General features: G+C 45.3%; 14 protein-coding genes. 7 read left to right on the top strand and 7 right to left on the bottom strand.

Annotated elements, in window-relative coordinates:
- Nucleotides 1–5 precede the first annotated feature (5 nt).
- The 6 genes from C7460_RS09075 (at nt 6) to C7460_RS09050 (ending at nt 4447) form a co-directional block, all read left to right on the top strand.
- Nucleotides 6–893, top strand: a complete 888-nt coding sequence (locus C7460_RS09075; RefSeq protein ID WP_115867781.1) for a hypothetical protein — start codon at nt 6–8, stop codon at nt 891–893.
- Nucleotides 890–1222 (top strand): tRNA-binding protein, encoded by a 333-nt coding sequence (locus tag C7460_RS09070; protein ID WP_449405554.1) that lies wholly within the window; start codon nt 890–892, stop codon nt 1220–1222. Before C7460_RS09075 ends, C7460_RS09070 begins: the two co-directional genes overlap by 4 nt.
- Nucleotides 1223–1299: 77 nt before the next feature.
- A complete protein-coding gene (locus C7460_RS09065) occupies nt 1300–1716 on the top strand; it encodes a DUF1801 domain-containing protein (protein WP_115867779.1) in 417 nt (138 codons plus the stop codon).
- A 92-nt stretch (nt 1717–1808) separates the two neighbouring features.
- Nucleotides 1809–2585, top strand: a complete 777-nt coding sequence (locus C7460_RS09060; protein ID WP_245986276.1) for an exodeoxyribonuclease III — start codon at nt 1809–1811, stop codon at nt 2583–2585.
- A gap of 69 nt (nt 2586–2654) precedes the next feature.
- Nucleotides 2655–3737: a glycine cleavage system aminomethyltransferase GcvT gene (gcvT, locus tag C7460_RS09055; RefSeq protein ID WP_115867778.1), complete on the top strand. Its 1083-nt coding sequence runs from the start codon at nt 2655–2657 to the stop codon at nt 3735–3737.
- Entirely contained in the window at nt 3734–4447 is a 714-nt protein-coding gene (locus C7460_RS09050) for a 2-phosphosulfolactate phosphatase (RefSeq protein WP_115867777.1), read from the top strand. Before gcvT ends, C7460_RS09050 begins: the two co-directional genes overlap by 4 nt.
- Here C7460_RS09050 and C7460_RS09045 read toward each other — a convergent pair.
- The 4 genes from C7460_RS09045 to C7460_RS09030 are packed head-to-tail and all read right to left on the bottom strand — an operon-like array spanning nt 4434 to nt 6036.
- On the bottom strand, nt 4434–4721 hold the full coding sequence (locus tag C7460_RS09045; RefSeq protein WP_115867776.1) for a YciI family protein: 288 nt from the start codon (nt 4719–4721) through the stop codon (nt 4434–4436). The genes C7460_RS09050 and C7460_RS09045 overlap by 14 nt on opposite strands.
- 3 nt (nt 4722–4724) lie before the next feature.
- Entirely contained in the window at nt 4725–5132 is a 408-nt protein-coding gene (locus C7460_RS09040) for a DUF2721 domain-containing protein (protein WP_115867775.1), read from the bottom strand.
- Nucleotides 5132–5458, bottom strand: a complete 327-nt coding sequence (locus tag C7460_RS09035) for a nucleotide pyrophosphohydrolase (RefSeq protein WP_115867774.1) — start codon at nt 5456–5458, stop codon at nt 5132–5134. Before C7460_RS09035 ends, C7460_RS09040 begins: the two co-directional genes overlap by 1 nt.
- An 8-nt stretch (nt 5459–5466) precedes the next feature.
- Complete coding sequence (locus C7460_RS09030; protein ID WP_115867773.1) at nt 5467–6036, bottom strand: hypothetical protein; 570 nt, start codon at nt 6034–6036, stop codon at nt 5467–5469.
- A 184-nt stretch (nt 6037–6220) separates the two neighbouring features.
- Between C7460_RS09030 and C7460_RS09025 the strand changes: the two genes are divergently transcribed.
- Nucleotides 6221–6748: a DUF2911 domain-containing protein gene (locus C7460_RS09025; RefSeq protein ID WP_245986274.1), complete on the top strand. Its 528-nt coding sequence runs from the start codon at nt 6221–6223 to the stop codon at nt 6746–6748.
- Between the two features lie 60 nt (nt 6749–6808).
- Here C7460_RS09025 and C7460_RS09020 read toward each other — a convergent pair whose 3' ends face one another.
- Genes C7460_RS09020 through C7460_RS09010 form a run of 3 tightly spaced genes read right to left on the bottom strand, consistent with a single transcriptional unit; the run spans nt 6809 to nt 12056 of the window.
- Complete coding sequence (locus tag C7460_RS09020) at nt 6809–7681, bottom strand: YicC/YloC family endoribonuclease (protein ID WP_115867772.1); 873 nt, start codon at nt 7679–7681, stop codon at nt 6809–6811.
- A gap of 8 nt (nt 7682–7689) precedes the next feature.
- A complete protein-coding gene (locus C7460_RS09015) occupies nt 7690–11013 on the bottom strand; it encodes a TolB-like translocation protein (protein ID WP_115867771.1) in 3324 nt (1107 codons plus the stop codon).
- Nucleotides 11010–12056 (bottom strand): NAD(P)/FAD-dependent oxidoreductase, encoded by a 1047-nt coding sequence (locus C7460_RS09010; RefSeq protein WP_170147947.1) that lies wholly within the window; start codon nt 12054–12056, stop codon nt 11010–11012. Before C7460_RS09010 ends, C7460_RS09015 begins: the two co-directional genes overlap by 4 nt.
- Nucleotides 12057–12097 lie beyond the last annotated feature (41 nt).

The raw sequence follows: 12097 nt of genomic DNA, 5'->3' as shown, positions 1-12097 counted from the left end.
CTCACATGACCCGCCTCCTGATTCTCCTGGTACTAGTCATTTTTCTGGGGCCTATCTCCAGTTTTGGTCAGGCAATAGACAGTACCGAATATCGTGTACAAACCGTAGACGGAAATGTCTACTTTGGTTACATCGTGGAAAAGCAGGTAGAGTTTTTTCTTTTCCAAACAAAAAGCATTGGCACCATTCAGATTCGGTTTGACGACATCCAAAGGATTGAGCGTACCACAGGCAGTACCCGGCCTCCAAAGTCCTCCGCAAAAAACAGCAATGATGTACTGCTACAATTTGAGTATCCTCAAAAGTATGCGGGCTCCCCGAATGCCTTTGGACTCGAAAAAGGCACTGGGTATTACAATAACATCTACCTGGTCTATAATGACTTTCAGATAGGGCTAAGCGATCAGTTTAGTATGGGTGGGGGCTTCATCCCTATCACCGATGAAAGTGAGTCCATCCCTATGTGGCTCAGGTCCAACCTGAGCATTCCCATCTCAAAAGATATGATTCACCTGGAAGTCAGTGCGCTAAACGCTCTGATGGCTGGACCAGAACCTGCTCCCTTTGGGGCATTTTTTAGTAAAATCGCTGTTGGCTCTCCCAAAAACCACATTTCCATAGGCGTGGGATCATACTACGACAATGGCAACTGGTTTCCTGAACCTATGGTACACTTTGGTGGATCATTAAAGGTCCTTTGGGATGTAAACTTCGTGACTGAAAATTATGCCAGTCGAAATCACGCTATCTACACAGGCGGATGTCAGGTTGCTTTGGGCAAAATAGCGTTAGACACTGGTATATTTTTGTATTCAGACAGATCATCGGTAGTCGGATTTCCATACCTGGGACTCATCGTGCCATTAACCCCTTCAAAGAATAAATGGAAATGATCACCTGGCAAGATTTTGAGAAAATAGACATGCGCGTGGGTACGGTTATTTCTGCCGAACCATTTCCCGAAGCACGCCGCCCGGCTTATAAGCTAACGGTAGACTTTGGCAGTAAACTGGGTATCAAAAAAAGCTCAGCGCAGATCACTATGCACTATACACCTGAAAGCCTAATTGGAAGGCAGGTAATTGCCGTGGTAAACTTCCCCCCGAAGCAAATCGGCCCAATGATGAGTGAGTGTCTGGTGATGGGCATTTATGATGAAGACAAAGAGGTAATCCTAATAAAACCTGACAAAGAATCTCCAAATGGGAGCAAAATTGGTTAATAAAACGTAACACCCCTGATTTGCACCTGGCAGGGCAACATTTTATTTTTACAAAACGTCAAAAAAAATGTGACCTTATGTCTGAACTGAAGACACAACCTCATGATGGAAGTGTAACCGAGTTTTTAAACTCGATAGAATCAGAAACCAAAAGGGAAGACAGTTTTGCCATAAAAGAAATGATGGAAGAAATCACCGGAGCCCCGGCAGTGATGTGGGGTTCTAGTATTATCGGTTTTGGCTCTTATCACTACCAATACAAAAGCGGCAGGTCTGGAGAATGGTTTCTTTGCGGTTTTTCACCTCGCAAACAAAGTCTTACACTCTACCTTATGTCAGGGTTTGATGCCATAGACTCCTACCTCAATAAACTAGGCAAACATAAAAAGAGCAAGGGATGCCTGTACATCAACAGGCTCACCGATATAGACCTGATGGTTCTCAAAGAGCTGATCACTGAATCTGTGAATAAACTCAGGCCAGAAGCTGATTAGCAAATCGTGTGGGATTACCTCCCAATTATCGTGCTTTCCGAAATGAGTTATTAACTTCGAGCCGTAAAAAATAAAGTAAACACCTTATTCCTATGGCTGACCTGAAGCTTATTTCCTGGAACGTAAACGGTATCCGCGCAATCATCAAGAAAGATTTTCTCACGGATGTAAAAGAGATGAATCCTGACATCTTGTGCCTTCAAGAGACTAAGGCTCAGCCCGAGGATGCTAAAACAGCTCTGGACACACTGCCCGATTACAAAGCATATATCAATTCAAGTAAAGCCCGAAAAGGATATTCAGGAACTGCAATTCTGACAAAAAACGAGCCGATTTCTGTGACCTACGACATGGGCATCGAAGAGCACGATCAAGAAGGACGAGTAATCACAGCCGAATTCGACAATTTCTTTTTAGTAACAGTATACACGCCCAACTCCGGTGCAGGCATGAAGCGTCTGGACTATCGGGCCACCTGGGATGTAGCCTTCCGTGACCACCTTATGGCATTGGACGAAAAGAAGCCGGTAATAGTCTGTGGTGACCTCAACGTAGCCCACCGTGAAATAGACATTGCCAGACCAAAGGCTAACTACAACAAAACCTCTGGCTATACCCAAACGGAAATCGATGGCCTGGACAACATCCTGAGCGCTGGCTTTGTAGACACCTTCCGTCACTTCTATCCCGAAGAGGTGAAATACTCCTGGTGGAACTACAAGTTCAAAGCACGTGAGCGCAATGTGGGCTGGCGTATAGATTATTTCCTGGTAAGTGAGCGCCTTAAAGATCAGGTGAAAAGCGCTGAGATCCACAATGATCGATTTGGGTCGGATCACTGCCCGGTGTCTATTGACCTGAAGGCCTAATCATTCTATTTAACCCTAAATCCCGGCTTTTATAGTTTTTTCTATTTTTGCCGGCAAAACATTACACCCATGACATCCAAAAAAATACCTCTACACGACTTACACGTTTCCCTCGGCGGAAAAATGGTGCCTTTTGCAGGCTATGAAATGCCTGTGCGCTACAGTTCGGACAAAGAAGAACACCATCAGGTGCGCAATAGTGTGGGTGTTTTTGATGTCTCACACATGGGGGAGTTTAAAATCTCTGGCCCGGGCGCATTGGACCTTATCCAGAAGGTAACTTCAAACGATGCTTCCAAAATCGTTGACGGACAGGCACAGTACTCTTGCCTACCAAATGACAAAGGCGGGATCGTAGATGACCTAATCGTTTACCGTTTTGGTGCAGAAGAATACATGCTGGTGGTAAACGCCTCCAACATCGAAAAGGACTGGAACTGGATACAGCAGCACAACACCTTTGATGCTAAGATGGAAAACCTCTCCGATGAGACCGTACTGTTTGCCGTACAAGGCCCTAAAGCGGTAGCCACTTTGCAGAAGCTCACGGAGCTAGAACTCAGCACCATCAAATTTTATCATTTTGCAACAGGCACACTTGCGGGAAAAGAAATGATCATTTCGGGTACTGGTTACACAGGTGCGGGAGGATTTGAGCTCTATGTAGACGCCACAGATGCCGAAGAAGTTTGGAAAGCTATTTTCGAAGCAGGTGCCGAATTTGACATCAAACCTATTGGACTGGGAGCTCGCGATACACTGCGACTAGAAATGGGCTTTTGCCTGTATGGCAACGACATCACTGATGAAACGAGCCCACTGGAAGCAGGTCTGGGATGGATCACCAAGTTCACCAAAGACTTTGTCAACAGCGATGCTTTGGCTCGCCAAAAGGAGGAAGGCATCACTCGTCGACTGGTAGGCTTTGAAATGGTGGACAAAGGCATCCCACGCCAGGGATATGACATCCTCGATGCAGCTGGAAACACCATCGGCCAGGTCACCTCAGGCACTATGTCGCCCACACTAAACAAAGGAATAGGGCTTGGCTATGTAACCATGGGCAACCATAAACCAGGCCAACAACTGTTTATCGCTGTAAGAAACAAACAACTAGCAGCACAAGTCACTAAGCCACCATTTATCAAATGAATCAAGTAGAAGTCTGCCTCACTCCAGAACTCATCCACCAGCACGACCTTAGCGGTAAAATTGCCGTGGTGGTGGACATTTTCCGCGCTACCTCTTGTATGGTTACTGGTATGGCACATGGAGTGCAATCCATCCACCCGGTTGCGACTGTAGAAGAGTGCTTGCAACTGGGAGCTAAAGGAATGGTAACGGCAGGCGAACGTGGAGGCATCAAGGTAGAGGGCTTCACCATTGGCAACTCTCCCTATGAATACATGCGCGAAGAGTTTCAGAAGCAATCTATCGCGGTGACTACCACCAATGGCACACGAACTATTCTGGCATCTGAAGGTGCCAAAGAAATCATCATCGGCGCATTCTTAAACCTTAGTGCAGTTGCTCGTCACATACAGCAAAAAAACAGTGACGTATTGATCCACTGTGCGGGATGGAAAGGCACAGTAAACATCGAAGACACGCTCTATGCCGGTGCCCTGATCGCTGAACTATCGGGCACCCATGCACATACGGGAGATGCGGCGCTACTGGCACATGAACTATTTCGTGCCAACCAAACCGACCTAATGAAAATCGCCAACAATTCAGCTCATGCTGCTCGTCTGGCGGGATTTGGCGTGGCAAAGGACCTGGAGCTGTGCATGCAGCAAAGTAAGTTTGACGTAGTGCCTATCTATGAAAACGGGGAAATAACCAGCCTTACCCAAAAATAGGAGCTACGGCACACTCAGTGATTTCTATCTGATCCCATACGCCACCAGTGATGTAAGGCTCTTCGGCTTTCCATGCTTCAAGCTCCGCTGGTGTATCAAAGTCCATCACCATCACTGAGCCTTTCATCTGCCCTTCTTCTATCATGGCTACAGCGTATAGGAGTTTCCCTTCCTCTTTTAGCTTTTTGGCTCCTTCAAGATGTGCGGCACGTTGTTCTTTTCTTCTTTGAGGTCCTTCTGTGGCATGGTCACGCCCGATGACTAGGTATTGCATAGCTTAAAATTTCAGTTTCGAACCAAACTCCATGTCACTCAGCTCTATTTCCAGTGCTTTAGTGGAGAGTTGGATTTCTCGCAGCGAAATAAATAAAGAAAGCAGTAAAAACACGAGAGATACACCAAAAGTATAGCTTCCCCATTCTCCTACTTTCATATAAATAAAAAACATGGCGAGCACGCAAAGAAACAGACTGGCCACGCCAAAAAACTGCATGGTGCGAATAAGAAACAGCCTTCGCCGAAGATTTTGCATTTGCCCCTCCAGAATTTTCTTGGGGTTGTCCAGATGCATTTTGTGCAGCTGACGAATGATGTTGGCTATCGCAAGAAAACGATTGGTATACGCCAGCAATAACAGTGAAATAGCAGGAAACAACAATGCTGGTGTGGTGAGTGAAATCTCCATTAATTCAGTTTATCGTTGGTTTTGTGACGTGTGGCATCACGAATGTTTTTCTTCTCGAAGTTCTTCTTCAGAGCCTCTGTCAGGTCCACTCCGGTTTGATTGGCCAGGCAAATGAGCACCCACAGTACATCAGCCATTTCATCCCCCAGATCGTGCCCCTTATCGGACTCCTTAAATGACTGCTCACCGTATTTACGAGCCATAATTCGAGCCAGCTCCCCCACCTCTTCGGTTAGGATGGTCATATTGGTCAGCTCATTGAAATAGCGCACTCCTACTGTGTTGATCCATTCATCTACCTGCTCCTGTGCTTCCGCTATGGTCATAGTTTTGTTTATCGTTCTGTATTCGCTTCCAGGTTTTCGTTAAGGTGTCTGATCTCAAACCCTTCCAAATCTAGCTTGGTTAAGAAAAACTGCAAACGCTCCTCCTCAGCTTTTCTGAGCGAGTCTCTGTCCGGCTCAAACTCCTCGAAGTGTTCGTGAGGAAAATGCTTGCCTGGTTGGTAGTGATCTTCCCAAAACAACGCTTCGTCTACATAACCCTCCTCACCATAATAGTATTTGTACTCAGCAGCTAATTTGTCATCACGTAAGACTACCAGATGCCCACTAAAAATTGGCTCGTGCTTGTCAAAATAAAAATAATCATCCCGCTCTATACGCGGGGTATGCAACACTCCCACAAGTTTGAGTAGCTCATCATCCATAAAATACCCTCTGATTTTGTAGATAGAATCACCTTTATGAAAATCATCCTCACGAATACTCACCCGATGATTTGCATCTATGTCTCGTACTTTTTTTTGAATGGCATCTACGAGCGGGCGCTTTTCCTTGCTTACTTCCGATGAGCAAGCAGCGAAAACGAGGATAAGGGCTGCAAGTGGAAAGAAATGTTTCATGGCTTTTACTGTTAGGTTTGACGCTGGAGGGTCCTCCTCTTACTGGTTTTATGACAATATAGCGATTTCCGTTTTTTTCCTGACAAGGTCAGCAGCTAAATCCTATCCATTTTTAGGCGTCAGCTTCGATGCACAACCTTCGCTGGTCATTTGTCGTGAAAGACTAAAAACAATTTTTAGACCTATGAACCAAAAACACAACAAGCTAGTCGCAATGATTGCACTGATTTGCCTCGTGGCATTTCAGGGAATCGCCCAGGATAAAAGCAACCGGCCAAGCCCCCCTGCCGAAACCAATGCCACCGTAGGTGATGTGGATGTAACGATCAACTACAGCCAACCTGCTGTAAAAGGCAGAAAAATATGGGATGGACTGGTGCCTTATGGTAAAGTATGGCGCACTGGTGCCAATGAAGCCAGCTGGATAGAAGTTTCTGATGATGTCACTATCAATGGTGAATCACTTTCGACAGGGAAATATGGGTTTTTCACCATACCTGGCGAAAACGAGTGGACCCTTATTTTCAATGAAAAGTGGAAACAATGGGGAGCTTATGACTATGACGAATCGCAGGATTTCCTCCGAGTGACAGCCAAACCTGAAAAATCTGATAAATTCTATGAACGCTTCACCATAGAGGTGAATGAAGACGGTAGCGCCAGCCTCAACTGGGCCGACCTCTCTGTGCCATTTACCATAAAAGCTGAATAAGCACAACCACTGTCTCAAAAGCAGGTTTCAAGTGAAAACAAGCTTTTGAGACAGTGTATTTTAGATGATATTCATCGACTGTTCTTTAATCTTTTCCAGCTCATCTTTCATTTGTACCACAGCACGTTGGATCACTGCATCATTGGCTTTGGCACCGATAGTGTTGATTTCACGCCCTATCTCCTGAGATATAAAGCCGAGCTTTTTCCCCTGAGATTCACCTTGCCCCATTACTTCTCGGAAGTATTCTATGTGGCGTGCCAGCCTCACCTTTTCTTCTGTGATGTCTAGCTTTTCCACATAATAAACCAGCTCTTGCTCAAACCGATTTTGGTCTACCTGCGTTTTTTCTTTGATTTCTTCTATGTTGGCCGCTATGCGGTCGCGTATGGCTTGTATGCGCTCAGGATCTCGTGAGGTCACCTCTTCCAGTCCTTGCTGTATGCCGTCCAGATAGCTAGATAGTTTCTCCTGAAGTATTTTTCCTTCAGCACTGCGAAAGTTATTGCACTTGTCAATGGCTTCCTGCACAGCACTCTGTACAAAAGCCCAGTCTACGGCCTCCGTATCATTTTTACTTACGATTACATCGGGGGAGTTGAGTGCCAGACGAAATAGGTCCTTTGCATCTGCCTGCACTTCGAAAGCCATCTGCTGATACTGCTCAAAGTAGCTTTTAAAAAGCTCCTTATTGATCATCACATTGGGCTCCTGTATGCCTACTGGCGTGAGTTCAATGTTTAGATTTACCTTGCCTCGCTTCAGGTGTTGGGTGATCATTGCTTTGATGTCTGGCTCACGCTCTGTGAGTTCTCTTGGCAACTTCACGTTGAAGTCCAGAAACTTACTATTAAGTGTTTTGATCTCTACCTTGATCCGGTAGCTGTTGGACTCTGCCTCAGCAGACCCAAACCCTGTCATTGAATAAAGCATTCGCAAATTTAGAAATCTAATCCGAGAGTGAGGTATATCCTGGTGTCACCAATTTCAAAATCTCTTATGGGCTTGGCCACATCCACTTTCAGGTAATACCCCAGAAGTACTGTACGTAACCCAAACCCATAACTTGCCAGCCATGGGTTTTGAAAATTGGCAAGCTCAGCACTAAATGCAGACCCTTCTTCCACATATTTTTTGGTGAATGCGCTGGTTTCACGACTAAATGGTGCCTTGCCTGTCCATGCAGTACCTACATCATAAAAAGAGATCAACTGGAAATTGCGTAAGAAAGCCGAAGATATGGGGCCGTTAGAAAAATACCGGAATACTGGCAGCCTGAGTTCTGCATTGAACACCAGAGCATTGGATCCATACAGCTCGTTGAAATCAAAGCCTCTCAAATTGGTCACAAACTTTGAAAACAGGATTTGGGAATTATCCACTGCATTGCTCATTAGCAGCGGGTCTTCTGCCCCCTGGTCTTCGAAAGATCCAAATAGCCAGTTTTGCATCCCTCCTACCATATAGTTGGGCTTAGCATCTCCCATACTGCGCCCATAGAATAAGCGCCCAGCCAATGTAAACTCGCGATGTATTTTTTGATAATGGCGAAGGTCTACGTTGACACGCGAAAAGTTACGGTTACCTTCCAGGCTCAGGTAGTTTTCATATTCTACCAATCCACGAGTACCCTGATAAATATTAAAACCTTTTTCAATGGTATTGTCCAAGACCATTGCAGCTCTCAGCCCGGAGTACCGCACCTTACTGTCTTTGGCAAGTGGAGTACTGCTGTTGGGGTTATTGATCACGGCCTCCCACTGCAGGTTGTTAAACTCTGTACTGGCATAAAAAGGCGAGAGCTCAAACCTAAACGTATTCGTAAGTGGGAGAGAAGCCCCAACCTCAATCTGATTTAGGGTATATTTTTGTATCAGCAGGTCTTCCTGCGTATTGCCCCGCATAAAGGTGGTATTCGCATCAATGATGTAAGCATTGCGATCAAACCGCACATGAAAATCCATCAAATGCTTGAGGTACTGGTACTCTCCATACAGGTGACCACTTCTTAGGTTTGTGTTGGTAAGCACGCCTCCATTTAACCGGTGATTATCCAGAATGTCATTGATCTCTGTTTCTAGCAATATGCTGAAACCCCTAATCGGGTCAAAGGCAAACGACGTAATGAGGTTGTTAAAACTAAAGCGGGGCTCATACGCCTGAGGACCAATGACTCGGGATTCACGCTCAAATTTTCGGTAATTAGAGAAGAATGACTCAGGTCTGTAGGATCGGCTGGCACTAGGCTGTCTGGACGAATTGCCCTGTTCCTGCTCCTCTTCAAAGACATAATTATCAGTATCTATAAACCCTTCCTCTGCATCACTTTGCTGCGGTGCGTCAGTCACTTCCTCGAAAGCAAAGCCATCAGGTGAAATCAATGAATCCAAATAGCTAAGCTCCTTTTCTGGCAAGGTATCTATTTTTACCTCTTCTACTTCTACAACAGGCTCTGGTTCGGGCTGTTTTCGAGGCAGCCGACTAGCCAAAAACCGAGCCTGATGCAGCCGCTGACGAGCTGTCTGCGGAGTGAAAATACGATTCCCAAAATCAAACGGGCTTTCTACATATACCTTTGGTCGCCCCCGATCCAGCATTAGAAACGTGAGTTTATCATTGCCAAATGTCAGGTCATAGTCAAGTATGCTAAACTCATAGTTGGACACTTGCACAAAGGTGCTGTCCGAAAAGCTGTAGCGATACAGATTGGTAATACCTTTTTGGTCACTTAGGTAAAAAACCTCATTTTGATTTTTGGCTATGGGCTTGCGATCTATGCTGTAAGTGTTGGTAATGCGCGCAAAAGAATGCGTGGTAGTATCCAGGTCATACAGGTACAAATTGTAATTTTCATCGATGTTTTCCAGGTCTACATTGCGCACTTTCACTGAGTCGCTTTTCCGGTTGCTACTAAACACAATGGCTGCAGTACCCGGGATAAACACTGGATCCACATCATCGTAGAGATCTGTAGTAATCCTTTTTAAGGCATTGCGGCGCATGCTGATCAAGAAGAGGTCGTTGCTGCCACTCACATCTCCACTGATGATCGCCAGTTTTCCATTGTCATTAAAAGAAAAGCTTTCAACCTGTCGGAATCGGGTCAGCGGTTTTTGAAACTTCTCCCCTGTGTTCACATTGTAAGTATTCAAAAAGAGGTTTCCTCTTTTGTACAACAGTACACCAAGGTGATCATTGTCTTGCCAGTCAATCAGCGGCAGGTGATAGTCTACCTCCTGATCATTGATCAGATAGCCACCACTAACTATGGTTTTTTCTTTACCCTCTGGTAGCTCGATCATGTTTACCTTGTAGCGCCCGTTTTTATGGTAGGTATAGGCCACCTTATCTCCCTGTGCGTTGATTTTCACATGGCTCAGCACTATGTCTTTATTTCGATACCCAGCCACTATGTGTTCATCTCCAGCCTCCCGGTAGTTTTCGGCGATCTCCTGCTGCTGCATGAGATAGTAGTTTTTCCATTCGCTCAAAAACTGCTTGAAAGAAATCCCAAGCGTACTGGAGATACTGTTTTCTTCATTTCGAATGATTCTGGTGAGGTTTAGAATGTTCGAAATATTGCTTTTCCCGTACTTTAAGGCGATGTAATTCCAGATGGACTGACCTACAATTTCGGCTTCCTCGTTTTGAATCTTTACCAGCTTGTTGATATTGTTTCGTGCCAGGTAGTCACGCACATAGTCATCCATATCCTGTGACCAACCATGCGCCAGATACCTGGCGGCACCACCTATAAACCACTCAGGCAAAGACAGGAGGTAGGAGTTTTGAAAGATCTCTGCAAGACTGCCCCCAAACATCATGTCGTTGATTAGGATTTTTGCCAGGTTGTGTATGATGTCTTTTTTAAATAAATATGCCTGACCAGGGTATGCCAGCTCTACCTGTAGTTTTACAAAATCCGTTTTACCACCTATGGTAAACACATCCCCGCCAATCCCAATATTGCTCTGCTGCAGGTCCTGTACAGAGTTGTAAATAAAAATCTTGGTTTTGGTATAAGGCGCATATCCGAGTATATCCGTGAGTTCGGTAAACTCCTTTTCCAAATAAGTAAGTGCTTCTTTCGCATACTCCTGACCACCGGGGTAGTAGTACACCTCGAAGTTATTGGTAGAGTAATAATACCAATCAAAGCGCTTGTACTGTATCCTGTTGTGCCCAAATGGCGTGTGGTAATACTGCGCCATGACGCCTGCCACCGTTATAACACTGAGCACTATGGTGATAAAAAATCTTTTCATTCGTATGTTCTACTAACTGCTACCTCAGGCAAAAGTTCTGCATCGCGTAGACAGTAATTTACCATATGACACGCAAAAAAAGGTATCAGTGATACGCCTTTTGTGCCAAACCCATTAAATATTCCTACTGAAGGGAATTCTGGATGCCATCCCAAGAATGGCTTCCTGTCATAGGTAGCCGGACGTACACCCGCTGTGGCACCTACTTCCTGATAATCTCCTTCGTATATTTTCTTTAACCTTCCCTTAAGATTATTGATTCCTTTCGCGGTGGGTTTATAATCCAAATGGTCATGATCGTAAGTGGAGCCTACACTGTATTTCCCATTTTTGGGCAACACAAAAACGCCACGGTTGAGAATTTCATTTTCCGGCAGATTGGTGGCTATCTCCAGAATCTCCCCTTTCACCGGCTTGAAAGGCAGGGAGTTCCAATATGGGTTGGCTGCTACAGCGGGCCCTTCACAAAAAACAACTTTTGTAGCCCGCAGCTCTTTGTATTTTACCTCCCCTTCAGAAACATTCATTTCTTCATACTGAAACACTTCCGACCTGTACATTCCCTTATCATCAAACCATTTTCTCATTGCCTTCAGCATGTTCGGTAGATGTACAAACCCACACTTTTTGAGCTCCAGGCCTCCAAAATCATCTAAAACGCCTGGAATCTGTCGGGAGCCTGGATGTATCTGCTTCAAGTACGGGGTGTAAGCATCATCCGCCAAGCGCCCTGCCCAGTCATTTTGCTCCTCGTGGCTAAAAAATGGCCGATAAATAGACTTGGGGTACAAAAACCTGGCATTCAGCACCTGCTCTAGTTGGCTATAATATGCTTCCAGCCCTGAAAACAACTCGTCAGCCATCCAGGTTTTTATCATCCGCCTGCCCGTTATCGGATTGTAAATTCCAGCGGCTTTCATGGACGATGACTCCTCTGTTTCCTTGTTGAGCACCATTACAGATGCTCCTGCATTGAGCAATTCATAGGCGAGCAAACTCCCGGCTATTCCCTGACCTACCACCAAATAATCTACTTTCTCCAAAGACCTTACTTTATTTTTTACAAATTTGCACCATACCAGAT

The organism is Marinoscillum furvescens DSM 4134, assembly GCF_003386095.1.
Taxonomy (GTDB): domain Bacteria; phylum Bacteroidota; class Bacteroidia; order Cytophagales; family Cyclobacteriaceae; genus Marinoscillum; species Marinoscillum furvescens.
Note: the sequence above shows the minus strand (reverse complement) of the source record. Positions and strands in the feature narration are given on the sequence as shown.